Genomic DNA, 25,731 nt, shown 5'->3' with positions numbered 1-25,731 from the left:
ATGTTTACATATACATCTAGCCAGTTTCAAGAAATCGTCGATTTCTTGCTTAAAGAAGCCAAAAGAAGAGGGGCTTCGGACGCGGTTGCCGAAGTATCCGAGGGGCAGGGCCTATCCGTAACTGTTCGTAAGGGTGAAGTCGAGACTATTGAGCAGAGCCTGGATAAGCAGGTTGGAATTACCGTATTTTTAGGACATCACCGCGGTAATGCTAGTACAAGCGATTTTTCTAAAGCCTCTTTGAAAGCAACGGTAGATGCTGCGTATCACATTGCTCAACATACGGCTGAAGATAACTGTGCGGGACCAGCAGAGCGTGAGCTCTTGGAAAAGAAGCCTCGCGATTTAGATTTATTTCATCCATGGAATATTGATGCAGCGCATGCAATAGAAATCGCGCGCACTGCAGAGGGTGCAGCATTTTCAGTCAGCAAGCAAATTCAAAATAGTGATGGCGCTTCTGTATCTGCCCATCACGCGCATTTCATGATGGGAACCTCGCATGGCTTTATGGGTGGCTACCCATTTTCGCGTCACTATATTTCTTGCGCACCTATTGCAAGTGAAGGCGGCAAGCAATCCAATATGCAGCGCGATGATTGGTATTCGAGCTCACGCATTCCAGAAGAGTTGGCTGATCCTGCTGCCATTGGTAAGTATGCGGCGCAAAGGGCCCTCTCTCGTTTAAAGGCAAGATCGCTAACAACCCGTCGTTGTCCCGTGATCTTTGAAGCGCCTTTAGCGGCTGGATTATTGGGCGGCCTAGTACAGGCAGTATCAGGCGGTGCACTTTATAGACGCTCCAGTTTTCTACTCGATAGCCTGGGTAAGCAGGTGCTCCCAAAACATATCAGTCTCTATGAAAATCCCCACCTCAAGTCGATGACTGGTAGTGCACCATTTGATGAAGAGGGTGTGAAGACTGCCCCAAGAACGGTGGTTGATAAAGGAATATTAGAAGGCTACTTTCTGTCAACTTACTCCGCACGCAAACTGGGAATGAAAACTACTGGTAACGCTGGTGGCGCACATCACTTAACACTGCAGAGTAAAAAAACAAGCAAGGGTGGATTGCCTGCACTATTAAAAGAAATGGGCACAGGTCTTTTGGTTACAGAGTTAATGGGTCAGGGCGTGAATTATGTTACTGGAGACTATTCCCGTGGAGCGTTTGGTTACTGGGTTGAGAATGGTGAAATTCAATATCCGGTAGAAGAGGTAACGATTGCAGGTAATCTTCGCGATATGCTCTTGGATATTGCCATGATTGGTAGCGATACCTTGATTCGAGGCACCAAAGAAACGGGTTCTATTTTGATTGGTTCAATGACAGTTGGTGGAAAATAATCACGACGGGGAGATGGGAATGCAAAGACGTTCATTTCTAAAGAAGGCAACTATTGGCGCGGGTGCGGCAGCCCTTGGGGCACCAGCCGTTGCGCAAAACCTGCCAACTCTCAATTGGCGTTTAGTTTCTAGCTTTCCAAAATCTTTAGATACCTTGTACGGTACCCCAGAGGTATTTGCTAACTCTTTAAGAAAAGCTACTGATGGTAAGTTCAATGTCAAAGTATTTGCTGCTGGTGAAGTGGTTCCTGCATTGCAAGTATTGGATGCCGTCCAAAATGGTACGGTTGAGTGTGGGCATACGGCTAGTTACTACTATTTAGGTAAGAACAGCGCATTCATATTTGATACTGCTGCACCCTTTGGAATGACGGCACGTCAGCAAACGGCATGGATGTTGCATGGCAATGGTATGAAGCTGATGCGTGAGCTTTACGCCAGTTACAACATAGTGAATTTCTTAGGTGGACAAACAGGAACGCAGATGGGCGGTTGGTTTCGTAAAGAAATCAAATCACCAGAAGATCTTAAAGGTTTGAAATTTCGAATCGCTGGTTTTGCAGGTCAGGTGCTAGCGAAATTGGGAGTGGTACCACAGCAATTGCCTGCTGGTGAAATTTATTCCGCTCTGGAAAAGGGCACGATTGATGCTGCTGAATTTGTTGGGCCATACGATGATGAAAAACTAGGTTTAGCAAAAGTTGCTAAGAACTATTACTATCCAGCCTTCTGGGAAGGTGCTGCAGGCCTTTCTTTTTTGGTAAATAAGAAGCAGTGGGATTCTTTGCCACCCGCTTACCAAGCAGCTTGGGAGGCTGCCTGCTTTGAGGCGCATACAGACATGTGTGCGAAGTACGATGCATTGAACCCGCCAGCATTACAACGCCTACTTCAGAATGGTGCAGTGTTGCGTAAGTTCAATACTTCTATTATGGATGCCTGCTTTAAAGCTACTCAAGAGACCTATGCAGAAGAATCCGCTAAGAATCCTCAGTTTAAGAAGATCTTTGAAGACTATCGCGTCTTTAGGAACATGGAGGCTCAGTGGTTTGGTGTAGCAGAGCAAGCTTTTGCGCAATATAGCTTTAATAAGAAGCTCTAAACAATTGACTAAGGCTATCAAAGGGCTGCAAAGCCCTTTTCTTTTTCTGTCAGACGATATTAGACTTGCTAGTATTTTGTGATGCTCGACACCCTTATCTTTCCAGTTGTTGAATCTTTCAATGCACACTCGCTAACATTTTTTATTTGCGCAATTGTGAGTGTGGTTGTGGTGGGAATCTCAAAGAGTGGCTTTGGTGCTGGCTTGGGAGTACTTTCTTTGCCTATTATGGCCAGTCAATCCAGTATTAATGAGGCGCTAGCTATTTTGCTGCCATTACTCATTGCGATTGATTTGGTGGGTATTCAGCGTTTTCTGAAGAATGCCAATTGGCGCATCCTGAAACTCATTATTCCACCTGCGTTAATTGGAATGCTACTCGGAATGATTTTTTTCACCATCATTACGCCTAAAGCATTAACGCTTTTCGTGGGCATTTTCATCATGCTGTTTTTAATTCAGATGTTAGTCACATCGCATTTTGATTTGAAGGAGGCGCAGCCCTATCCTTGGTTAGGTCGTTTGATGGGCCTTACTTCCGGATTTACCTCTTTTGTAGCCCACAATGGCGGCCCACCCATTACTATCTTTATGTTGCGAGAGAAGTTATTACCAATGGTGTACACCTCTACCTTGGGTGTGTTTTTCACCTTTATTAATTTTGGTAAGTTAGGTCCTTACGCTTATTTAGATTTGCTTAATTTCAAGCAGTTAGCCACTTCAGTGATTCTCCTGCCTTGCGTGCCAGTGGGCGTATATCTCGGATTCTATCTAGCCAAGAGAATTTCTATGAAGTGGTATTACCGTATCGTGCAATTCTTCTTGCTAATAGCCAGTATCAAGCTGATTGCTGACGGCTTGATCTAGGTTTATTGAGCGCCAAGAACCTGTTGCAAGAAGCGGGAGATATCAGTCAACTCTTCACGGTTGACCGAATGCTCCATTGGATATTCATTCCAGTCTACTGAATACCCCATCTTTTTAAGCAGAGCATGAGAGGCTTGGGCGCGGTCAAGCGCAACAACTGGATCATATTCACCATGGGCCATAAAAATAGGCGTGTCTTGGTTTGCTAAGTGTTTTTCAATCGGCAGAGTTGCTGCGAGCGGTAAATATCCTGACAGGGCAATAATGCCGGCTAACTTTTGTGGAAAGCGCAAGCCAGTTTGTAGGACCATTGCACAACCTTGCGAGAAACCAGCCAAGACAATATTTTCATAAGCAATACCGCGACTGGCTTCATGCTCAATTAATTGAACAATCGATGCAGCCGATTTCTGGATGCCGGTAGCATCTTCTTGATCCATCAGATTGCGCCCAACAATGTCATACCAAGCTGGCATGACATAACCACCATTAACAGTGACTGGCATACTGGGTGCGCTCGGAAACACAAATCGAATGCCAGGACAGCCGCTTAAATTGAGCTCTGGAATGATGGGAACAAAGTCATTTCCGTCAGCACCAAGACCATGTAGCCAAATAACAGCTGCCTTCGGGTTTGGAGCTGTCTCTAATTCGATGCAGGGTAGTAATTCCATGGGATGTCCAGTAGGTATGGGGTTCTTAATATTGAAGACCAATAGGGTACCTCAAAATACTCCCTTGTGGCCACTTGGGGCTATTGGGGTGTAATATGGTTTCACAGTACTGCAAGCAATACTAAAAGCCCACAAAGCGCATCTCGATGAACCCAATGCTGAAGAGGTGGATTAAATGAAAAATTATCCGATTGCTCTTGAATTAACCGTTTGGTTTGATCTAGGCTTAAATCAATATGAGGTAGTGATTGATGGTGCATCGAAGATTTCCATTAAGAGAACGGATGATGTGCTGCATAGCCGGGAGCTTACGCCCTCCGAAGTAGAAATTCTGATTCATGCTATTGAGGCTGTTAAGGTACCCATCACGGACGAGTTAGAGGCTAATCCCAGCAATAAAGCTAGCTCAAGTTATGAGTTGATTATTGAATCAGCTCACTTCTCATTAGAATTTAATTGGGAAAACTTGGATGTAGAGGCCAGTCGCTTGAATGCCTTTGAGTCAGTTGTCAAACTTGCTAGCTTGGTTCAGAGTTTGGATTTAGATCACTAAATCGATTTAGCTTTCCACTACAACAAATTCACCTAGAGTTACCTTTTCTCTAAATTGAGAAAAAGAAAATAGCGCCTTTATTTTCTTGGTATTAATGATCTCAATCTTTCCATCGGGAGTGAGATTTGCAAGATACTCACCCTCCGGAAAGAGGGTCTCGGGAAGGATTTCTATCTCCTGAATTTGAGTCTCTAGTACTAGGCTTTTTGTAATTTTGATACGCATGCCTTATCTTAGGTTATAGAAATTAGTAGCATTTCAAGGGTTGCACAATTTCGACAACCCAATGCACCATTTTTGGGTTTTTCAAAGGGGTGGTAATAAGGCCCTTTGGTGGAGCTTTTTTCCATTATTGGCAAAGATTTAATCAGCTTCCCGCCCCCAAGTAGTGCAAGTCACTAAATTGTCATTATTTGAACAAATGATCTCTGCTTGTGGATGGCTATCGGTGAGATACGGCTAATCTCAAACGTGTTCAATAAAGCAAATTTACAAATGACGATCAAGAGTTGTTTTGCATGGCAATTGCCAGCGCCAAGATTCTTTTAGCATCCTGAATATGTAGCTCTTCAATGAGCTTCCCATTGAGTACTGCAATTCCTGTACCAGCCTTAATTGCTGCTTCATAAGCAGCAATTTTTTCTTGGGCGTCACTAATTTCAATGGCTGAGGGCCCGAAGATTTCATTGGCTAAGGCAATTTGATTTGGGTGAATGAGAGTCTTGCCATCAAATCCCATGTCTCTGCCTTGAATGCAGGACTGCTTTAGGCCAGCATCATCATCCAAGGAGAGGTGAACTCCATCCAAAACACAAAGACCATATGCTCTAGCGGCAAGTACTGCAAGAGATAGTGCGGTCTGAGTCTCCACCCGATTAGGGGTATGGCGGGCATGTAAATCTTTAACGAGATCTGAAGTTCCTAATACCAATGCCTCGAGAAGTGGGTGTGAGCTTGCAATTTCTTGTAGCTTGAAGATAGCAAGGGGGGTTTCAATCATGGCCCAGATAGTCAAGTTGGCTGAGGCATTCAATTGCTGCAGTAGGGCGGCCACTTCCTGCACCTGTGCAGCAGACTCTACCTTGGGCAATACGATGGCATCTGCTTTGCTATTTACAAAAGTCTTTAAGTCATCTAGTCCCCAAGCAGTATTGAGGCTATTGATTCTGACAACAGCCTCGCGATAGCCAAATCCAGATTCTAGTGCTGCCAGGATATTAGCTCTTGCTGCCACTTTTGCATCTGGGGCAACTGCATCCTCTAAATCTAAGATCAAAGAATCAGCGGGCAGGCTTTTGGCTTTCTCTAGAGCTCTTGTATTTGCCCCTGGCATGTACAGAACAGAACGCCTTGGGCGATTGGTATTGAGCATTTTCAGTAAGCTTGGTTTAGTAAGTCCAAGAAAGTTTGAGTAAATTCATCAGGGGCCCAGGGTCGAGAGCCATGGGGCCTAAAAATGGGTGAATGAATAGCACTAAGAAATATATAACGCCCACGATAGTTAGACCCAAGAATAGTATGAGGGTCAGATGAGTTTTAGCTGATCTCATCTTGAAGAGGCAGGAGAATAATAAGAAAATGAGCGAGCTACTCAGAAGCCCTAGCCATGCCGGGGAGGCCAATGCAAAGCGCGCATTGTAGACTCGACTTCGTCGCAGCTCAGTAGCTTCGGATGCTAGGCGTAGCATCTGTAGATGGGCATTTGATTGGCCTGCGTTCTGAGGTTGAATATGAATAACGAGAGAATCAATTTTCAATAATTCTTGATAGGCCTTAACGCTGAACTGATCTTTACTAAGAAGCGGCCACTCATCTTCGATAACAGTTTTTGTATAGACTTTAATGGCTTCCTGCCCCTTTTTTTCCAGCTCTGGCGGAAAGGCTGAAAAGAGTCGGTACATATTATTTAGAGTGCTCGCTTCTTTCGCAATAGCATCGCTCACGCCATTGTAATTTTGCCAAACTAACACTGTAACAAAAGCAAATACAAGGCTATATACAATTCCCATGGCGTTATAGATGTAACCCGCGAATTCAGAATCTTCTCCAAAAAGGAAGTTTGGAAATAGTTTTTGAAAGAACCAGAAAGCGATGAGGCAAAGAGATAGCACTATGAAAGATATCTCAATTCGAAGGCTAACATCAGAAAACTCAAGGGCATATCTTAGTAAGGGGAGATCCATGATGGCGCCGTATCGATAGGGGTGGTGAAGGGGGAGTAAATACTGCCAGACTAAGGCTATAGCCTAAACTATTTCGATAGAAAAGGAAAAGGTTTCAATTGTGTCTGAAGAGGAAACTAGAAGAGGTTAAGATTGCTTATTCCTTCTGCATGAAGGAGCTTAAAAAACAACTGATCATTGAGCGCACAAGACATGAGTAAATTCGCTTTCCAATTTGAAAAGGCCTACATTAATGGCCAATGGGTAGAGGCCGATAACAAAGCCACTATTGAGGTTACCAATCCTGCGACAGGCGAGCTCATTGGCACGGTTCCGAATATGGGCGCCACTGAAACTCGCAGAGCGATTGAGGCCGCAAATCAGGCTTTGCCTGCATGGCGTTCTAAAACCGCCAAAGAGCGTGCACGCATCTTGCGTAATTGGTTTGATCTAATTATGAAGAACCAAGAAGCACTTGCACAGCTGATGACAGCAGAACAAGGAAAGCCTCTTGCTGAGAGTAAGGGTGAGATTTCTTACGGCGCTTCCTTTATTGAGTGGTTTGGTGAAGAGGCAAAACGTCTTTATGGTGAAACCATTCCCGGTCATGCTAGCGATAAAAGGTTGATTGTGATTAAGCAGGCCATTGGTGTTTGTGCTGCGATTACGCCTTGGAACTTTCCATCAGCAATGATTACTCGTAAAGTCGGCCCAGCCCTGGCAGCTGGCTGTACGATTGTTTTGAAACCCGCAAGTCAAACACCATTTAGCGCATTGGCGCTCTGCCAATTAGCAGAAGAGGCTGGTATTCCGCCGGGCGTGTTCTCGTGTGTAACGGGTTCTGCTACTGCAATTGGTGGGGAGTTTTCATCAAATCCGATTGTCAAAAAACTCAGCTTTACTGGATCAACCGAAATTGGCAAGTTGTTATTAGCGCAATGTGCAACGACAGTCAAAAAAGTTTCTATGGAGTTGGGCGGCAATGCACCATTCATTGTTTTTGATGATGCTGATATTGATGCAGCAGTTAAGGGCGCCATTACCTCTAAATATAGAAACGCTGGACAAACCTGTGTATGCGCTAACCGCATTATGGTTCAAGACTCCATCTATGATGTGTTTGTTGAAAAGTTTGCTAAAGCAGTTGGCGCCTTTAAGGTTGGCAGCGGCGCAGAGGCAGGTACTGTGATTGGGCCGTTGATTGATGAAAGAGCACTTGCGAAAGTAGAAGAGCAAGTGAATGATGCAGTCAAAAAAGGTGGAAAAGTAGTGATTGGCGGTAAACGTCATGCCTTGGGCGGCTCATTCTATGAGCCTACTGTGGTTTCTGGCGCCACCAGGGATATGCTCGCTTTTAGGGAGGAAACTTTTGGGCCGCTGGCGCCAATTTTTAAGTTTTCCACTGAGGCTGAAGCCATAGAGATGGCGAACGATACTCAATTTGGTTTAGCTGCCTATTTCTACAGTCAGAATATTGGTCGCATTTGGCGAGTGGCCGAAGCACTTGAATACGGCATGGTTGGTATTAATGAAGGTCTCATCACGAATGAAGTTGCTCCATTTGGTGGTGTTAAAGAGAGCGGTCTTGGTCGGGAAGGATCGCGACATGGCATTGAAGATTATTTGGAGTTGAAATATCTTTGCATGGGCGGCATTTAGGAGTATGAATATGAAAACCTACCTTTATCGATTGACCGCTTTTGCCTTCATGGCATGGAGCGCATCCGTTGGCGCCCAAGTTAATACTTATGCCCCCAATCTGGATACCGGTCGATTTGTGTCTCCCGATGCCACCCCAGAACAAAAGTCCTGGGCTCCGTATGACACTTCTGACCGGCCGTATCTTGATCGATCTAGCCAAACCTACTATCCACCCAGATTTGTAGATGGCCAGGGGCCGGGTACCCCTCAAAACAGGATTAATGCCCCAATTCCGTATATTTTTGCCCCTATATCCCCGTCAGGACCGTTTTTACTACGCTAATCATCACGTAAGTTACTGATTATTAAAGAATTATAGAAATTAGAATTAAATCCCCAAAATACCTAAACTTTTCCCAAAAATGTCCGTAGCTAGTATCGTATGGATACTCTTCGACCAGAATTCGCCTGAGATAGATTAATGCCCTCTATTCTCTCCACCAACATGGCATCCCTTTATGCGCAAAGGAGCCTGGCCACTGCACAGGCAGATGTAGCCACGTCGGTACAAAGGCTGTCCTCTGGCAAGAGGATCAATAGTGCGAAAGATGATGCTGCCGGCCTAGGTATTTCTGAAGGAATTGCGGGGGTCCGCAATATCTCAGATCAATCGATCCGAAATCTCCAAAATGCCGGCTCGCTGGTCCAGACCGCTGAGGGCGCACTGGAAGTTGTTAATCAGATTTTGCAAAGAGCGCTGACTCTGACAACTCAAAAAAATGACGCAACTCTAAACTCAGATCAGCAAGGTGCTATTGATAGCGAAATCAATAGTCTTCTAGATGAGATTGGCAGAATTCGAGAGCGTACAAAATTCAATAGCAACGAGACCATTTTTGGTGCATCTTACGGCTTTGGTAGCGGTGTAGGGATAATGACATCATTTACCATTCCAGAGTTAACTATTCCAGCGCTTGGGTTAAATGGGCAGACAAGCTCAGCATCGGTCGATAGTGTTTCCTTGGCGAGGCAGATTCAGGCAGCAGTTGAACTTCTGAGTCCAATTTCAGCTACCTCGTCGGGACAGCAGATACAAGCGACTGCAAGTCAATTAGCAATTTCAATTGCAGCCACTTCATCAGCCGGTCAGATACAGGCGTCAACTAGTGTTGCAAGTTCGATCCCAGGTGAAGTACAAATTGGAATGGTCCAGGCTGATCTTGGTACAGCTGACCCTGTTCTGATCACTCCAGCATCTGTTGCAGGGACTGTAAATGCCAGCGACACTTTCAATTTAGTAAACAACTTTAGTGGTGGCGAGCAGCTGGTTTATCACCAAGGATCTGGAAATGTAATCGATGGATTGGTGGATGGCCACACTTATTTTGTCATTAGTAGTGTTGATGGCAATTCATTTAAGTTGGCACGTACTTCAATTGAAGCAGGCGCTGGAACGGCAATTGACTTGACTGGACTAGGTTCGTCTACTGACGCTTACTTTGTCGATGTTAATAGCTCTGACACGTTTAATGTGAACTCAGTTGGTATCGCTGGTGAATCAACGAATGTTTTGATAGTAAATCAACCTCAATGGGGCCTATACGACAAGATTTTCTTCCATCAAGGATCGGCTTCTAATATTGGCGGATTTAGTGATTTTGGTGTTTACACAATATCGGGAAATGATGGCGTCGGCATAACACTTCAGGACTCATCGGGAAACCCAGTCTTATTCAATGCCAGTACAAACTTAAATGGGGCGGTAATTGAATATGCACCAGACTCAAAGTTTATTTCTTTCTCCAACATTAATTTGACTACAAACCAGTTTCAATCCAATAACCACGGCTTGCAAACTGGCCAAGAAGTTTTTTATACCCCACAGCCAACTCTGCCAGGAGGAACGCCAATTCAAATTGGCGGCGTCTCAGCTAATACTGCCTATTTTGTTATTAGCACCGGCACCAATACTTTTAAGCTCGCCACAACCTACCAGAATGCTCAAAACAGTAATGCAATAGATTTAACAAGTTTGAATGGAACTGGCAAGGCTCAATTCTATTATGCTAATCAGCTAAACAACACTACATCGTTTACAAGTAATCCAGTATTGCAACCAAATACTATTTTGCTTGATATTGGAGGCTTGACTACTGGCGATGCAGTGGTTTATCACGTAGATCCTTCGGGTAGTGTAATCGGTGGTTTGGCAGATGGTAGTACGTATTACGCTATTTCCACTTCTGATCCAAATACATTCCAACTATCAGCAAGCCCTGGCGGATCAGCCATTAACCTTTCAGGTCAGGGTTCTGGTCCTCAAAATTTTGTAAGAGAATCTAAGTTAACGTTTAACTCTGGTGATTCTAATTTTGTTAATACAGACACCAATATGATTTCTACAGTTGAGGCCCATGGTTTTGAATTGAATGCCCCTATTTATTATCACACCGATATTTCTGGTAATGAAATCGGTGGTTTAGATAACAATACGATCTATTATGCGATTCCAGCTGGTACGAATAAATTTCAGCTCTCCGCAGGGATTGACGGTCCAGCAATCAATTTAACGAGTCTTGGCATTGACACACAGAGCTTCACCCGTCTCTCAGCTTCTAATACTTTAACTGCAACCGGACATGGTTTTGCCTCAGGCGAAGCTCTCTTATATGTTGCCAATGACGGCTCTGGCAATGAAATTGGTGGTCTGACGAGTGGTCAAACCTATTATGCAATTACAAGCGCTGATCCGAATACATTCCAACTCGCAGCAAATCCAGGCGGGCAAGCCGTTGCCTTAACAAGCCCTGGACGTGGCGTACAAAGTTTTACTCCCACCGCCGATTTTCTGATTGATAGCAGTGGAAATCATGGCTTTACAACCGGCCAAGCCATTAGGTATCGCTTGGGTAACCCTGGTAACGCAATTGGTGGCTTAACGAATAACCAAACGTATTACGCTATTGAAACGAATGACCCAACTAAATTTGAACTGTCTGCAACAAGTGGTGGCCCAGCAATTAACTTAACTTCAGCTGGTACTGGTACGCAGAGCTTTAGTTATGTAATCTCTAATGATATAACTGCAACTGCACATGGTTTTGCCTCGGGTGAGGCCATTTACTATGTTGTTAATGATCCCTCGGGGAATGAAATAGGTGGACTGACAAGTGGTCACACCTATTATGCAATTACAAGCGCCGATCCTGATACTTTTCAGCTATCAGAAAGTCCTGGTGGATCAGCAATTACCTTAACGGGTCCTGGTAGTGGGCTGCAGTACTTTAGTCCGATATCCAATACTTTGACCGATAGCAGTGGTAATCATGGCTTTACAAATGGCCAAGCGATTACGTATCACGTCGATAATTCTGGTAATGCAATTGGTGGATTAACCAATAATCAAACGTATTACGCCATTACTACGAATGACCCAACTAAATTTGAACTGTCTGCAACAAGTGGCGGCCCAGCAATCAACTTAACCACGGCTGGTATAGGCCCTCAGAACTTTAGTTATATGTCTTCAAATGACTTAACTAAAGCTGGACATGGCTTTGTCTCAGGTGAAGCTATTTTATATAGCGCTGATGATGGCCCTGTGCATCAAATAGGTGGGCTGATAAGTGGTCACACCTATTATGCAATTACAAGCGCCGATCCTGATACTTTCCAGTTATCAGAAAGTCCTGGTGGATCAGCAATTATCTTAACGAGCCCTGGGAGTGGTGATCAATACTTTTCGCACTCAGGTGGAATCTTGACCGATACCAGTGGTAATCATGGCTTTACTTCAGGTCAAGCAATTACTTATCACGTTGATAACCCTAGCAATGCCATAGGTGGCTTAACAAATAACCAAACGTATTACGCTATAACAACGAATGATCCAACTCAATTTGAGTTAGCTGATAGTTCTGGTAACGCGCAAGCAGGAACTGCTGTTAACTTAACCTCGGCTGGTATAGGCCCTCAGAACTTTAGTTATATGTCTTCAAATGACTTAACTAAAGCTGGACATGGCTTTGTCTCAGGTGAAGCTCTCTTATATATTGCCAATGATGGATCTGGAAATGAAATAGGTGGACTGACAAGTGGTCACACCTATTATGCAATTACAAGCGCCGATCCTGATACTTTTCAGCTATCAGAAAGTCCTGGTGGATCAGCAATTACCTTAACGGGTCCTGGTAGTGGGCTGCAGTACTTTAGTCCGATATCCAATACTTTGACCGATAGCAGTGGTAATCATGGCTTTACAAATGGCCAAGCGATTACGTATCACGTCGATAATTCTGGTAATGCAATTGGTGGATTAACCAATAATCAAACGTATTACGCCATTACTACGAATGACCCAACTAAATTTGAACTGTCTGCAACAAGTGGCGGCCCAGCAATCAACTTTACTAGTTCTGGTATTGGCACTCAGAGCTTTACTGTTAATGGAAACTTAATTAATTCAACAGCTCATGGCCTATCAACTGGAGATGAAGTTATTTATAGCGCTGATGGGGGCACGGTAATTGGCGGCCTAGCTGAAGGCGGACACTACTTTGTCATCAAAAATGACGACAACTCATTTGAGTTATCCGCAACGAATGGTGGTTCAGCAATTAATTTGACTAGTATTGGTGGTGGCGTATTTACACATCAATCAGCAGCCATTTCTGTATCTTCGATTTCAAACGCAATTACCATTAATTCAAGTAATCGCGCTGAGTTGGGTGTACTTTCTAATTCAATCAGCTACGCAATTGATAACCTGCAAACCCTCTCTAGTAACTTAAGCGATGCTTATAGTCGCATTGTTGATACTGACTACGCCTCCGAGACTTCAAACCTCACTAGAAGTAAGATCCTCCAACAGGCCTCAGCCGCTATGCTGGCCCAAGCCAACCAAATGCCGAATGTGATCCTTTCCTTGCTAAAATAATTAGCATCATGAATGGCAAAGCTAAATTACTAGTCAGCATCCTCACCCCCACCTACAATCGTCGTTTATTTATACCGCAGTACTTAAAGAATATTTATCGGCAGAATTATCTAGGTGACTTTGAAATATTGATTGCAGATGATGGGGAAGAACCCATTGAAGATCTACTATCAAAAGATAAAAGAATTCGATACTTTAAGTTTGATGAGCGAAAAACACTAGGCTTTAAAAGAAACTTCTTGGGAGAGCAAGCCAAGGGCCAAATCTTGATCAATTTTGATGATGATGATTACTACCCACCAAGTCGTATTAGTCACGCAGTAGAGATGCTATCCAAATCAGAAAAGCTAATTGCCGGCTCATCCAAGATATTTATTTACAACACGTTTACCAATAAAGTTTCTGTATCTGGACCTTTTGGCCCCAATCACGCTACTGCAAATAGTTTTGCATTTAAGCGGGAGTATCTTGATAAGTGCTCCTATGATAATGACAAGAAAGCTCAAGAGGAGCCTAGCTTTACCAATGGTTTTACGGAGCCAATGATTCAGTTAGATTCAAAATCCACGGTGATGCTAATTCAACACAAATTTAATACCTGGGATAAAAACAAAACTACCCAAGGCGCATCCAATTTATCTATCAAAGACTTTATGCGCGACCAGGCCGATATTCGGTTTTATAAAAAGCTAGGTATTTCGGCTTAAAGCTCTTGATTGAGCTTCTTCCTAGAGTGGACGGGCGGTATTCGAAGTATTTCTCGATATTTGACAATCGTTCTTCTGGCGATTTGATAGCCTTCATTATTCAGCAGGGTAGAAATATCACCATCAGACAATGGCTTTTCAGTCGATTCACTCTGAATCATTTGTTTAATCAAAGTCTGTATTGCCTTGGCTGAAACGGTTTCTCCGGCCTCACGACTAATTTGACCTCCAAAGAAGTACTTGAAAGAGAATGTGCCGCGGCTCGATTGCAGATACTTTTGATTAGTTACTCGAGAGATGGTTGATTCGTGTAAACTGACTGTCTCAGCAATTTCTTTTAACAACAAAGGTTGCATCGCGAGGTCGCCATGCTCAAAGAAGCCTTGTTGTTTTTCTACAATTGCCTGGGCTACTTTAAGAATCGTGTCGCCGCGTTGCTTAACGCTCCTAATTAATACCTTGGCTTCATTAAACTTTTCCAAGAATGGCATGTTTTCTGGGGTGTTCTTGATGTCTTTTACAGCTTCAACATATTCACTTCTGAGCCGAACATTGGGTTGGTTATTGGGGTTGAGCACCACAACCCAGCGCTTATTTACCTTTTTAATAAAGACGTCTGGCGTGACTACCTGACCTGGATCAGTTGAGTATTGCAATCCAGGAGAAGGGTTGAGTGACTTAATCAGCTTGATGGCGCCATGCAGGGCTGAATCTTTGCATTTCACTTTTTGCTTCATTTTGTCGTGATTATTCTTGCCCAGTTCTTCAAGACAATGGGTCACGATATCGCCAGCAACCTGAACAATGTGTTCATCTGCATCGCTAGTATTTTCAAGTTGTAGTAATAGGCACTCTTGCAGATTCATTGCGCCCACACCAGGAGGATCTAGCTTTTTAAGTAATCCCAGGGCTTCATCAAAAAGGGGGTCTCGTTCGGATAAGTCTACAGACAGATCTAATTGATCGAGGCTTGCTCTGAGTTCTTCAAGGGACTCCCTCAGATAGCCTTTCTCATCTACGCAACCAGCTAAGAAATATAGAATCTTTTTGACGTCGGGGTTTGCCCTAACCGTTGATATCTGATGCATGAGGAATTCAAGCAGGGTATCTTCTTTGGAGAGGGTAGAGAACTCCTCCATATCTTCAGCATCGACTCTTTGTAGCTTGGAGGATGAAGAGCGGTGTGAGAATTCTAGAATCGGATCAACAAAATCTTCGCTGGGGCTGTTATCAAAATCTAGAAAAGGATTTTCGTCGGCAGCTTGGATGAGTTCTTGCTCAATTTCTAGGGCCGACATTTGTAAGAGGCGAATAGCCTGCCTTAGCTGTGGCGTTAGCGTTAGCTGGCTAGATAGTTTTTGACCAAGGTTAACCTTCATTACCGCCTTATTTTGCCCTAAAATTTAGCTAATTAAGGTAATATTCAGATTAAGAATATATTGTGAAATAACAGCGGTTTACCTCATATTTGATGGTAGTTTAATAAAACCAATTTTGAATCTAGATTAATGAGCTCACACGAAAATCAGTGGTTCGGGTTTGAGATACCAGGCCAACGTTTTAGTCTTCCTTTGTCGAGCATTTCTTCTATTTTTCATCTGGGTGATCGAGAGCAGATTGGTTGGCTTGAAGATCGTTTAGAAGTGTATGAAGGCGTACCCGTTTTTTTAGTAGCGCCTCACAAATTGTTTAATTTTAATCAGAGTACTGCGCTCCTTAATGATATGAATTTGCCATTAACTTGGGCAATCATTCTTAAGAATAATGATGATGCCCATATTGGGTTTAGAGCTTCAAAAACTTATGGGCCATTTGAATCTGACATTAATCACGATGGCACAGTTCAGTGCAGTAATTTATCTATACCCGTAATCGATTTAGTGGAGATGACATGATCGGCCAGTTACAAATCGGAGGCATGCGTCTCACTGGTGCAGCCATGAAGAAAATGATTTCTAGCCTGTTGCTGATCATCGCATTAGGTGCAATGGCTGCAACCTACTTTTTAGGGCGGGAGCAAGTTACCCGTGCTGCAGAGGTCTCCCAGAAGGTGAAGTTTATAAAGGCTGGCATAGAAGCCCAGGGCTCCCTTAGAGCCTCATTGGAGGCGCCTCGTGAGCCTGTACCTGGTTATTTCTTGATGCTCAATAAAAACTATAAGCAACTCGATAAGTTTTTAGGATCAGATAGTCTTGACCCTAATCTTGAAAAGCTGGCAAATGATAAGGTGAAGTCTGATCAGCACTTGCGTGCACGTTTGATTGTGATTCGTGACAACCTGAAGGTGCTGCTTTCAAAAGAAAAGCAAATTACGGCCTTATCTACAGGATTTGAATCGTTTTTAAATTTCTCCTCTGCAGGTGGAATGCTTGATCTTGGTCGAATCCGTACTGATTCACCAATGCGCAAGACGGCAGAGTTGCTCAACACTATCGGCAGGCTTGGTCCATCATGGCTAAACGGACCTCCAGATAGTGAAGCATTTAGCACTCTGCAAACTAGTTTCACGCAGCTGGCTGAACAAAGAGGCGCTTTGGATAATTTGGCTGCAGCAGATAAGTTATCACCACGCCAGGCGGAGATTTATAAGGCGCTTAAAAAGATGCCTTTGTGGGCCAAGAGCGGTGAATACCTTGAGGCAATCAATCAATTTAATGCCGCTAGAGTGAAGTTGCTTGACCTCACCAAAGATCGCGATAGCTTGACCAGCTTATTGAGTAGTATGGAGACGGAGCTCAATAATACGGATAGTGACCTCTTAATGAATGCATTGAGGATGCTCACCATTATTTGTATTGTTGGAGCATTAATTGTTAATATTGTGATCGGTCGTAGTTTTGGCTTTGGTAACTTCGGCGATATTGGATCTTCTTCCGAGCAGATTTCAGCCCTCAAAGAAACCCAAGATATCCTGCCGTATACCCAAGTTGCCATCAGCCAAATCAGCCAGCTTAGTGGCAAGGTGTTGAATGCGATTAAGCGTTTTCATACCATTATTAATGATGAAAATTTTGCAGCTCGTCGCAAGGCGGTTGAGAGCATGGTGCCAACACAGGTTGCTGAGACTGATTTAAAGCGCTTACAGTCTGAGATTACGGCTTTGCGGGAGCAAGCACTTCAGTTGACTCTCTCTAGCGCCGGCAGCCAAAGTCCGATTAGCATGCCTGAGTGCGCAATGCGCTTAAATAAGATTGTTGAAAATATGGATGCTTCTTTGGCCTCTTTACAGCAATCCATTGTGGATAGTTTCTTGAAAAAGAGAAATATTGAAAGCCATGATTTGCAAAATATTTCTAGAGAGTCTGAGGCTTTAATTGTTGCCTTGAGTCAGTTAGATCGACAAGTTACCCGAATGGAAGGCGTACTAGAGGAGATGGACGTTGCTCTGCAGGGCGCCATTCAAAAAGACTACAGTAAGACCTCCAAAGATGAGACTGGCGGTAGCAGAGCGGATACTTACTAGTGACAAGTGATTATTTAGCCTTATTTATTGTCGATATCAATCGCTCCTTTGAGGGGCTGGTTATTTCTCTTGAGCAAGACCCGCCATCCATGCAACAGGCGGCACTTCATGCAAGAGATCTTGCTGATGCCTTGGGCAGTGTGGGCTTAGCCCAAATTAGCGCCCTGACTTCCGATATTTCAGGGCAGCTTGGACTAGAGAACCCAGCCATTTTGCCAGTTGCAAAAGGATTTATTGAGCTGCTCAAGAAGGCCTTGCTTGCACTAGAGTCAGGAAATCCCAATGCACCGCTGCCACAGCAGATTGCAGTAATTGGTGAAATCTCCGCGGCGATGTCAGATTTAATGTCCCAACGGATGGATACTTCTACTACTGATCAACGAAATTCTTTTTCTGCTAATCAGGATCAGTTAGATGCACCATCTCATCAAGCGCAGACACCTGCAATTTCTTCTGAGGTAAGGCAGATCCTAAGTCCGGACTTTGAGATGTTATTTCCTCAGCGTCGCAATGGGCTCAATATTGTGCAGCGTGTGCGAGAAATGGTGAATCACTCTGGTATGGCTAGCTCTACAGAAATGGATTTCTTGCTGGCAGAACATCAAGATGCATTGACGAGTTTGGGTCAGACATCATTTAAGGATGCTCTCCAAGGTTTGTCTCAGCATATTGAGGCAGATGGCGTATACGCTGATCAAGAGATTTTGGAAACTCTTGCTGAAGCAATGCGTTTGTTGCCGCCTGGGTTTTCAATGCACGCCAGTAAACAGGCCTTAAGTCTGTTTATCGATATTCGTGGTGTCCAGACTAATTCGATGCAGATGGATTTGGCTGGAGGTATTTTGCGAAGAATCATGGGTCGAATTGATCAGACCAATGAGTATGTCCGAATTGTTTTGCCAAGCAGTCTGAAGCGTATCCGGATGATTCCCTTTAAACGCGCTGATAAGTTTTATGCTGTCAGTTGGGTTCAGCTGCTCTCCATCTCAGGGATAGATTCTCCAGTAGGATCTGTTGATGTTCTGGGGGGCGTTGCAGATGCTCAAAAAGTGATGCGTCTGTGCGCCGGAGTTGAAATTCATGCATTGCATGCCTCAGAAATTTACCCTGTTATTAATATGAACACCTTCCTGTTGCCTGGCTTATTAAGTGGGCCTCACTGGATGAAGGGCGTTGCACTTGATGGTGCTAGTAAACCCTATACTTGGGTGTATTTATGAGTCACTATATTTATCGTGGATGGTTACTTGGCCTGCTTTTGAGCTTAGGGTCATCTTGGGTATTTGCCCAGGTCCCCTTGGAAATTGATAGGGCGGTCAAAAAGGCTATTTTTAGTCAATTAAGCGATCCCGCCTATAAGGTTGGCATTGAGTACCTCAATACTAAAAATAAGGTCCCTTCATGCCCGGGCGGCGTTGAGGTCCTATTGCCCCAAAACACTAAAATATGGGGCAGGGTGAATCTGGACTTGCGCTGCACCAATGGGGCTAACTGGACCATGAATTTACCCGTCAAAATCGTGATTAATGCCGAATATCTCGTTGCGGCCCGCTATATTCAGGGCAATTCGCGGGTCTATGCCCAGGACCTCTCGGTAGCGCAGGGCGATATTGGAGAGCTGCCAGAGGGTTTTATTCAGAAGCCTGAGCAGGCCATTGGGCGACAGGCAATTAGGCCTATTCAGGCGGGGGGATTAATAACCCTAAACAATTTGAAGAACTTAGCCGTAATAAAGGCTGGAGATCCTGTGCGAATTCAGGTGCAAGGAGAGGGTTTTGAAGCTTCAGGTACTGGAACGGCACTAAATGCAGCTGGTATAAATGACCCCATTCGGGTTAAATTAGCCAGTGGCAAGCAGGCGCAGGGTCGAGTAATAAGTGAAGGTTTAGTTGTAATTAAGTTAGAATAATCAAGAGGTTATTGTGAAAATTAATGATACGCGCACATCTGTTCCGCTAAATCCGGAGTCTAAAACGACTGCTGGTGGGCAAGGCGTATCTCAAAATAACTCCGCAGCCGATGCCAAAACAACAAATTCCGCAGTAAATTTAGCTGTTAATCCCGATTTAGTTCAAGCAGCTCAAACAGGATCAGCGGCAGCCACCATGTCAGAAGCGAAGGCTCTACAAGAGATTCGTCGCTTAATCGACAAGGGTGAATATAAGATTGATTTTCCTAAGATAGCTGAGAACATGTTGCGCGATGCAATCGCTGCAATCGATAGCAAAAAGTCTTCTTAATTGAGTTCCAATCCAGCGGTTCAAATTAGTAATGTCGCTAGCTCCCTAGCGCATCTTCGTTTGCGACTTGAGCAAAACGATATTGATGGTATGACTGATGCTCTAGCCAAAACACAAGTTGCTTTAGATGAGCTGAACGCTTATCCCGGTGGAATCGAGCAGTTAAAGAAAGATATTGATCAGTTGCCTTCTCCTCTCAAAGAGGAAGTGAATGCAAAGTTAGAGGCCGCTACTTTAGATCATCAAATTAACGGTGAATTGATCCGTTTGGCGATCCAGAAAAATGCCGCGCTGCAGGCCTATATTGCCCAACAATCAGACTCAGCCACCTACTCCAATAAGGGATCTATTCCTGGGGTGGAGAGTGGCATCCTCTCCAAAAAAGTTTAAGTAAGTAGGTCTTACGAAAGCTCGTGCGAGCTTTTGGATAAATGGACGCGAATGCGGACCATCGCCTGAGAATGAATTTGGCTTACACGACCTGGGGTTAGGTTCAGAACACTTGCAATATCTTTAAATGGCAGTTCATCTTGGTAGTGCAAACTCATCACCAGCTGCTCATTTTTAGGTAGTATTTTTAGAGCTTCCTCCAGTTTTGCACCCACCTGCTTCATAGATAGATGCTGCACGGGGTCCACATTATGTTCCATGGGCATCATGTTATCTGGCAGCTCATCGAGGGGCATGAGGTTAACCATGTTGCCTAAGGTAGCAAAATATTCATCAAGAGTCAGGCCAGCTGCCTCTGCAATCTCATTATCATCTGGAGCCCTGCCTAATTTTTGTTCCAAAGACCGTGTAGCCTTCTCTAATGCAGTTAACTGATCGCGCTGGTGTCTTGGAAGAACATCATTTTGGCGGCATGAGTCATAAATTGCGCCACGAATACGGGTTTTTGCATAAACCTCAAAGCTCAAGTTGGGCTGTGGCTTATAGCGCTGAAGGGCATCTAAAAGGCCAGTCATTCCTTCTTGAATTAAGTCGTCAACTTCTACGTTGGCAGATAAGCGAGAAACAATTTGATAGGCAATTTTCTTAACGAGAGGAGCGTACTTCTTGATGTCCTCATCTAAGCTCGAATTACTATAGGTCTGACTACGAGCTAAGGGCATTGATAATTTTAAGAAATCAGCTTATTGACTAATGCGTTTAGCAATCTGGTCAAACGTATTAGACGGAATGATTAAGTCAGAATCATTATCTTGATTAGCACCAAAGAGTTCACCAACAGTTTTCGCCCCAAGCCAGGCTAATAACTCGATGGACTGCTCGAGATAGCTTTTTGCCATCGAGCGCAATTTTTCAAACGCCACTTGCCCTTGACCAGCAGAATTACCACCAATCATCATGATCGGAATAGTGGAGGTAGCGCCATACACAATGAGCTCGCGCATCATGGAGATACTTCTAATGGAGGACGCTTCATCAACGCCGCTGACTAATAAGTGATGGGCGTTTTGACTATAGACGGGGATCACAGAGTGGAGTGGTTTATTGGTGACAACCACAATGTAGTCAACCGCAAGCCCTGCCTGACGTAGCCGTACATCGAGCGGAATCGAGTTAATTTTGCGAGTCTTCTGATAGTTTGCAATCTTGGATCCTACGGCGAACCATAAATTGTCATCCACCTGGCGAATGCTTTTTGAGAGAGGTACTAGATTGGCTAATCCCTGGCCTAAGTCGTATTGAACTGGGTATGGGATTCCGTTGGTGCTATGCCGCTCGCTGACCGGAATCTCATCAATAAAGAGTACTTTATGACCAAGGCCCTTTAGGGCATGAGCAGTGCCAAGACCAAGTGCCGCAGTATTGGTGCTGCTCAGTGCGCTGCTGATGACAAACACCTTAGGAAGCGCAAGGCCGAACATGGTCCTTAGACCTTCGGCTTGATCAGTATTTCCAATACTGGTGCGATTCTCATTTGATGTCATAGGCTATTCTTTTTCATCCAATCATTCAGGTAATCTGCCATTAAGGCAGGTATCTGATCGTCCATCACATTTAGATTATTACTCAATGAGCGGGGATGCATAGCGCGATGTGCCAGATAAGCCACATTTGCTTGGCTTAAGTCCTCTGGAACGCGCTGACCGTTGGATAAGAACATCAAAGGAAGCTCGTGGCGCATCAATGAGTCCAAAACAGGGGCAATTTGAGCTGCCTCATCGGTCTTGGTAATAATGGCACCCATGATGCGGGATTGGTTGGCATCAATCGAGGCCTGATTATGGAGCATGATCACGTCTTCTTGGGTTCGAAGATCGGTGGTGGAGCTCATCACCAAAATGCGATGAGCATCGCGAGAACCTTCTTTGAGGAGTTGCGACTGTTCAATCATCAGGACATCACGCTGATTAACGCCAGCGGTATCTAAGAGAATGATGTGACGCTGCGATAACTCATTGAGCTTTGATTCAAGATCTTCGCTATCACGCAGTGAGATGACTGGTAAGCCCAGAATGCGAGCAAATACTTTTAATTGTTCTTGAGCGCCGATTCGGTAAGTATCTGTACTTAAAAGAGCTACTTGATTTCTGCCATAGCGCAGAACGCAACGTGCCGCAACTTTAGCAACAGTCGTCGTTTTACCAACACCGGTAGGCCCAATGAATGCGAAGATTCCACCGCGATCAAAAGCTTCTAGTGGATCAATAGTCTTGATGCTGTGCTCAAGACGCTTTTGCACTTCGGCTAATAAAGATTTGACATCACCGGTTTCGCTTAGGTTTTGTACAAGCTCGGCACATAGCTTGGGTGAAAAACCAGCGCTCAATAAGGTTTTGGTGACCTCGGCATGGCCAGCAGACTCTTGTTGCAGATTATTCCAGTAGCTCGAGGCCAGATGCGATTGAAGCAGTTTTTTAACTACCTCAATTTCTGAAAAGAGTTGTTCTACGCGCGGGCTCTCAGTTGGCATCGTAGGCATCGCTGATACAGACGATGCAGCTAATGGGTTGGCATTAACACCATTAGCACCATTAGAGGCATCTGCTGGAGAGCTAGTAATAATGTCTTTTACGATGAGGCCACCAACGTCCATAGACGGAGTCGTAATTTTAGGAAGTACTTCTTTAGTAATTTCTTCAAAGACTGGCGTGTTGAGTTGAGGCTCAGGTGTTGATGCGTTGCTATCCTGGTTGCCTGAAGTTTTATTAGCTAAGAAGGGATTTTTTTGAGATGCAAGATGAGCCAGTGCATCTGGTGAGATCGCAACAATTTCTACACCTTCATCCACATCCTTGCTCGACAGAATCATGGCATCCGAGCCCATTTTGTCTCGAACCATCTTGAGAGCTTCGGCTGAATTGGCAGCGGTAAATTTTTGTGGGCCCATATTTAACTAGTCATCCAATGATTCATTATGACTTACCAGTCTGTTTACATAAAGTATCACGATAGGTGATGGTGGCGCCAGGGGGCAGTTCACTCATTGCTAAGACAATCGCCTCAGGGCGCACCCGTCTTGCAAGCCGAGAGAAGGTGAGGCGGCAGCGACTGGTGGTAACAATCACCGGGGGCAGGTTGTCAGCCTCCAAAGCATCAATACCGCGCATGACTTCTTCGCAGAAGAGACGGGCTAATGAAGGCTCAATCACGCCGTCAGGAGCAATGGCGTTATTTCCAATCGCCTGCTCAATCAAGCCCTCAAACTCCGGTTGAATTCCGACAACAGTAAATTCATTGGAGTCATTAAAGGTTTTTTGAACGATGGAGCGACGTAGGGCCATTCGAACGGGTTGCAACATATCAATTGGATCAGGCGTCTTAGGAGCGACTTCGCTCGCTACTTCCAGAATAGTGCGCAAATCTTTAATGGGTACACCTTCCTCAAGCAGTAATTGCAAGAGGCGTTGAAGGTTGGCAACCGTCACCACTTTAGGAATGACGTCTTCCACCAATTTAGGGTAGTTAGCTTTGAAGTGCTCAAGTAGATCTTGGGTTTCTTGTCTACCAAGGAGTTCATTGGCATGCTTGTGCACAAGGTAATCTAAGTGAGTAGCAAGAACCACTGCTGGTTCAACAACGGTATACCCCTTAGAAATTGCATCGTCACGTTGGCTTGGGTTGATCCAAATAGCTGGCATGCCAAAGGTGGGGTCAGTCACTTTAATTCCTGGAATTTGTTCGGCACCGCTAGGTTGAATAGCAAGCAATCTATCTGGCAAACATTGGCCACGGCCAATCTCAGCACCATAGAGCAAGAAGCGATAAGTTTCTGCCTGTAACTGCAAGTTGTCGCGAATATGAACAGATGGAGTCAGAAACCCAATCTCGCTAATGAATTTTCTGCGAATCGCGCGAATGCGCTTAATTAAGTCGCTCTCATCACCTTTTTCCACCAGCGGAATTAAGCGATAAGGCAGCTCAAGACAAAGCGGTTCAATCACCGGCACATCACTCCAGCCAAGCTCTGCGCGGGCGACGGGAGATGCGGCAATTTCGGCCGCCTTCACCTTTTCCTTGGTAACCCGCCTCTTAATAAGCCACGATAGTCCACCAAATAAAGATGCAAAACCTAAGAAGGCCATATGGGGCATTCCGGGGATAAGGCCTAGAACTCCTAAAACAGCGCCAGCAATGCCCAGGGCAACACTGTTGCCACCAAACTGTTTTGAAACCTGGTCGGCAAACATATCTTCGGTCGCAACACGGGTAACCAAAATACCTGCTGCAGTAGAAATGATTAGTGCCGGAATTTGTGCAACGAGACCATCACCAATCGATAGAGTCGCATAAGTATTAAACGCAGTGGTAAAGCTAAGGTTGTTTTGAATCACCCCAACCATGATTCCGCCAATCAGATTGATCACCAAAATCATGATGCCCGCAACGGCATCGCCCCTCACGAACTTCGAGGCACCATCCATCGAGCCATAAAAGTCAGCTTCTTGTGACACCTCTGCGCGGCGCTCTTTAGCCTCTTCTTGCTTAATGACCCCGGCGTTCAGGTCGGCATCAATGGCCATCTGTTTACCTGGCATGGAATCTAAAGCAAAGCGAGCAGAAACTTCAGCTACGCGGCCAGAGCCTTTGGTGATCACGACAAAGTTAATAATGGTGATCACAATAAAGATCACGATACCGACAGTAATATTGCTGCCAATCATGAATTGGCCAAAGGCCTCAATTACTTTACCGGCGGCATCAGGCCCCTTATGACCATCAATCAAGACCACACGAGTTGAGGCTACGTTTAACGATAGACGTAGCAGTGTGGTAAGCAGCAGTATGGTGGGGAAAGCAATGAAATCTTTGAAGTTGCGGATATTAATCGCCGCAATCAACACCAGAATAGAGACACCAATGCTGAGGGTAAAAAGGAGGTCAAGTGCTATTGGAGGTAATGGCACCAACATCATCACCAGGACCAGCAACACAAAAATGGGAACTGCCGCCTTGGCAGAGGATCCAGTTAAGCGTTGAAGGGTAATCCCAAGTGCTGCCATGCAATAAAGCCTAACTTTATGATTTGATTGGTAAATATAAAAACAACAAAAGTGCTAATACAGCTGAAATTTCCTTCAAATCATACTCGAAATAAGCCCTAAATCATCCATAACAATGCTTTATAGGCATCGATTTGAGGGGGAGGGCACTCTAAAAGCCCTTTTTTATAGGGGAAAAATAGAGAAGTAGGCCTCCTAAAACCACTAAAACGGGGAATTTTCAATAAACCAAAATAATAAAAAACATAATAAAAACAATGACTTATAAATTAGTACCATAATTTATAACAAATAACTAAACAAATCTCCTGCTATTGCCGTAACAGTAGCTGTAGAAGTATTTAAACAAATCAGTTTTAGGAGAATCAAACATGGCCGCAGTCCTTAGTACCAATATGGCATCACTGTATGCCCAAAAGAACCTCAGCACCGCTCAAGCAAGCTTGTCTGCTTCTGTACAACGATTGTCTTCCGGTACTCGCATTAACAGTGCTAAAGATGATGCTGCTGGCTATGGGATCTCTGAGTCTTTAAAAGGGACTAAAAACATTGTGGATCAATCGATTCGCAATACCAAGGATGCGATTTC

23 protein-coding genes and 1 pseudogene are annotated in these 25,731 nt (G+C 44.5%); 15 read left to right on the top strand and 9 right to left on the bottom strand.

Annotated elements, in window-relative coordinates:
• The 3 genes from pmbA (at position 1) to ICN13_RS05070 (ending at position 3,316) form a co-directional block, all read left to right on the top strand.
• Complete coding sequence (pmbA, locus tag ICN13_RS05080) at positions 1-1,347, top strand: metalloprotease PmbA (RefSeq protein ID WP_216139330.1); 1,347 nt, start codon at positions 1-3, stop codon at positions 1,345-1,347.
• Between the two features lie 19 nt (positions 1,348-1,366).
• Positions 1,367-2,449, top strand: coding sequence for a TRAP transporter substrate-binding protein (locus ICN13_RS05075; protein WP_216139329.1), 1,083 nt, complete (start codon positions 1,367-1,369; stop codon positions 2,447-2,449).
• 81 nt (positions 2,450-2,530) lie between these two features.
• Positions 2,531-3,316, top strand: coding sequence for a sulfite exporter TauE/SafE family protein (locus tag ICN13_RS05070; protein WP_216139328.1), 786 nt, complete (start codon positions 2,531-2,533; stop codon positions 3,314-3,316).
• Between the two features lie 2 nt (positions 3,317-3,318).
• Here the strand turns inward: ICN13_RS05070 and ICN13_RS05065 are convergent, their stop codons facing one another.
• Positions 3,319-3,990: an alpha/beta hydrolase gene (locus tag ICN13_RS05065; protein WP_216139327.1), complete on the bottom strand. Its 672-nt coding sequence runs from the start codon at positions 3,988-3,990 to the stop codon at positions 3,319-3,321.
• A gap of 175 nt (positions 3,991-4,165) precedes the next feature.
• Here ICN13_RS05065 and ICN13_RS05060 point away from each other — a divergent pair, with 175 nt between their 5' ends.
• Positions 4,166-4,543, top strand: coding sequence for a hypothetical protein (locus ICN13_RS05060; protein WP_216139326.1), 378 nt, complete (start codon positions 4,166-4,168; stop codon positions 4,541-4,543).
• Positions 4,544-4,549: 6 nt separating this feature from the next.
• Here the strand turns inward: ICN13_RS05060 and ICN13_RS05055 are convergent, their stop codons facing one another.
• The 3 genes from ICN13_RS05055 to ICN13_RS05045 form a co-directional block, all read right to left on the bottom strand.
• Positions 4,550-4,768: a hypothetical protein gene (locus ICN13_RS05055; protein WP_216139325.1), complete on the bottom strand. Its 219-nt coding sequence runs from the start codon at positions 4,766-4,768 to the stop codon at positions 4,550-4,552.
• Positions 4,769-5,045: 277 nt separating this feature from the next.
• On the bottom strand, positions 5,046-5,915 hold the full coding sequence (locus ICN13_RS05050) for a CoA ester lyase (RefSeq protein WP_216139324.1): 870 nt from the start codon (positions 5,913-5,915) through the stop codon (positions 5,046-5,048).
• Between the two features lie 16 nt (positions 5,916-5,931).
• Entirely contained in the window at positions 5,932-6,726 is a 795-nt protein-coding gene (locus tag ICN13_RS05045) for a DUF4239 domain-containing protein (RefSeq protein ID WP_216139323.1), read from the bottom strand.
• A gap of 192 nt (positions 6,727-6,918) precedes the next feature.
• Between ICN13_RS05045 and ICN13_RS05040 the strand changes: the two genes are divergently transcribed.
• From ICN13_RS05040 to ICN13_RS05025, 4 genes are all read left to right on the top strand, one after another.
• Positions 6,919-8,364: an NAD-dependent succinate-semialdehyde dehydrogenase gene (locus ICN13_RS05040; RefSeq protein ID WP_216139322.1), complete on the top strand. Its 1,446-nt coding sequence runs from the start codon at positions 6,919-6,921 to the stop codon at positions 8,362-8,364.
• 10 nt (positions 8,365-8,374) lie between these two features.
• On the top strand, positions 8,375-8,689 hold the full coding sequence (locus ICN13_RS05035; RefSeq protein WP_216139321.1) for a hypothetical protein: 315 nt from the start codon (positions 8,375-8,377) through the stop codon (positions 8,687-8,689).
• A 138-nt stretch (positions 8,690-8,827) separates the two neighbouring features.
• Entirely contained in the window at positions 8,828-13,282 is a 4,455-nt protein-coding gene (locus ICN13_RS05030) for a flagellin (RefSeq protein WP_216139320.1), read from the top strand.
• 8 nt (positions 13,283-13,290) lie between these two features.
• Positions 13,291-13,989: a glycosyltransferase family 2 protein gene (locus ICN13_RS05025; protein ID WP_216139319.1), complete on the top strand. Its 699-nt coding sequence runs from the start codon at positions 13,291-13,293 to the stop codon at positions 13,987-13,989.
• Here ICN13_RS05025 and rpoN read toward each other — a convergent pair.
• Positions 13,986-15,368: an RNA polymerase factor sigma-54 gene (gene rpoN / locus ICN13_RS05020; RefSeq protein WP_216139318.1), complete on the bottom strand. Its 1,383-nt coding sequence runs from the start codon at positions 15,366-15,368 to the stop codon at positions 13,986-13,988. The two genes, ICN13_RS05025 and rpoN, sit on opposite strands and share 4 nt — an antisense overlap.
• A gap of 129 nt (positions 15,369-15,497) precedes the next feature.
• Here rpoN and ICN13_RS05015 point away from each other — a divergent pair, with 129 nt between their 5' ends.
• Genes ICN13_RS05015 through ICN13_RS04990 form a run of 6 tightly spaced genes read left to right on the top strand, consistent with a single transcriptional unit; the run spans position 15,498 to position 20,082 of the window.
• Positions 15,498-15,884, top strand: a complete 387-nt coding sequence (locus tag ICN13_RS05015; protein WP_216139317.1) for a hypothetical protein — start codon at positions 15,498-15,500, stop codon at positions 15,882-15,884.
• Positions 15,881-17,452, top strand: coding sequence for a hypothetical protein (locus ICN13_RS05010; RefSeq protein WP_216139316.1), 1,572 nt, complete (start codon positions 15,881-15,883; stop codon positions 17,450-17,452). The genes ICN13_RS05015 and ICN13_RS05010 overlap by 4 nt, the downstream gene beginning before the upstream one ends.
• Positions 17,452-18,672, top strand: a complete 1,221-nt coding sequence (locus ICN13_RS05005) for a hypothetical protein (protein WP_216139315.1) — start codon at positions 17,452-17,454, stop codon at positions 18,670-18,672. The genes ICN13_RS05010 and ICN13_RS05005 overlap by 1 nt, the downstream gene beginning before the upstream one ends.
• The gene (gene flgA / locus ICN13_RS05000) at positions 18,669-19,361 is read left to right on the top strand and encodes a flagellar basal body P-ring formation chaperone FlgA (RefSeq protein ID WP_216139314.1); all 693 of its coding nucleotides are present in this window, start codon (positions 18,669-18,671) and stop codon (positions 19,359-19,361) included. Before ICN13_RS05005 ends, flgA begins: the two co-directional genes overlap by 4 nt.
• Positions 19,362-19,374: 13 nt before the next feature.
• Positions 19,375-19,692, top strand: a complete 318-nt coding sequence (locus ICN13_RS10225; protein ID WP_216139313.1) for a flagellar biosynthesis anti-sigma factor FlgM — start codon at positions 19,375-19,377, stop codon at positions 19,690-19,692.
• The gene (locus ICN13_RS04990) at positions 19,693-20,082 is read left to right on the top strand and encodes a hypothetical protein (RefSeq protein WP_216139312.1); all 390 of its coding nucleotides are present in this window, start codon (positions 19,693-19,695) and stop codon (positions 20,080-20,082) included.
• An 11-nt stretch (positions 20,083-20,093) separates the two neighbouring features.
• Here ICN13_RS04990 and ICN13_RS04985 read toward each other — a convergent pair whose 3' ends face one another.
• From ICN13_RS04985 to flhA, 4 genes are read right to left on the bottom strand one after another with little or no spacing between them, the layout of a single operon-like run.
• The gene (locus ICN13_RS04985) at positions 20,094-20,804 is read right to left on the bottom strand and encodes a FliA/WhiG family RNA polymerase sigma factor (protein ID WP_216139311.1); all 711 of its coding nucleotides are present in this window, start codon (positions 20,802-20,804) and stop codon (positions 20,094-20,096) included.
• Between the two features lie 21 nt (positions 20,805-20,825).
• Positions 20,826-21,626 carry a hypothetical protein gene (locus ICN13_RS04980; protein ID WP_216139310.1) on the bottom strand — a complete coding sequence of 267 codons (801 nt, stop codon included), beginning with the start codon at positions 21,624-21,626 and terminating at the stop codon, positions 20,826-20,828.
• Positions 21,623-23,029: a flagellar biosynthesis protein FlhF gene (gene flhF / locus ICN13_RS04975; protein WP_216139309.1), complete on the bottom strand. Its 1,407-nt coding sequence runs from the start codon at positions 23,027-23,029 to the stop codon at positions 21,623-21,625. The genes ICN13_RS04980 and flhF overlap by 4 nt, the downstream gene beginning before the upstream one ends.
• A 25-nt stretch (positions 23,030-23,054) precedes the next feature.
• A complete protein-coding gene (gene flhA, locus ICN13_RS04970) occupies positions 23,055-25,142 on the bottom strand; it encodes a flagellar biosynthesis protein FlhA (RefSeq protein WP_216139308.1) in 2,088 nt (695 codons plus the stop codon).
• 371 nt (positions 25,143-25,513) lie between these two features.
• Here flhA and ICN13_RS04965 point away from each other — a divergent pair.
• A pseudogene (locus ICN13_RS04965) lies at positions 25,514-25,731 on the top strand (flagellin FliC); the annotation flags it as partial.

The sequence above is a fragment of the Polynucleobacter sp. MWH-Berg-3C6 genome, assembly GCF_018881855.1.
Taxonomy (GTDB): domain Bacteria; phylum Pseudomonadota; class Gammaproteobacteria; order Burkholderiales; family Burkholderiaceae; genus Polynucleobacter.
This window is presented reverse-complemented; position numbering and strand designations above follow the sequence as displayed.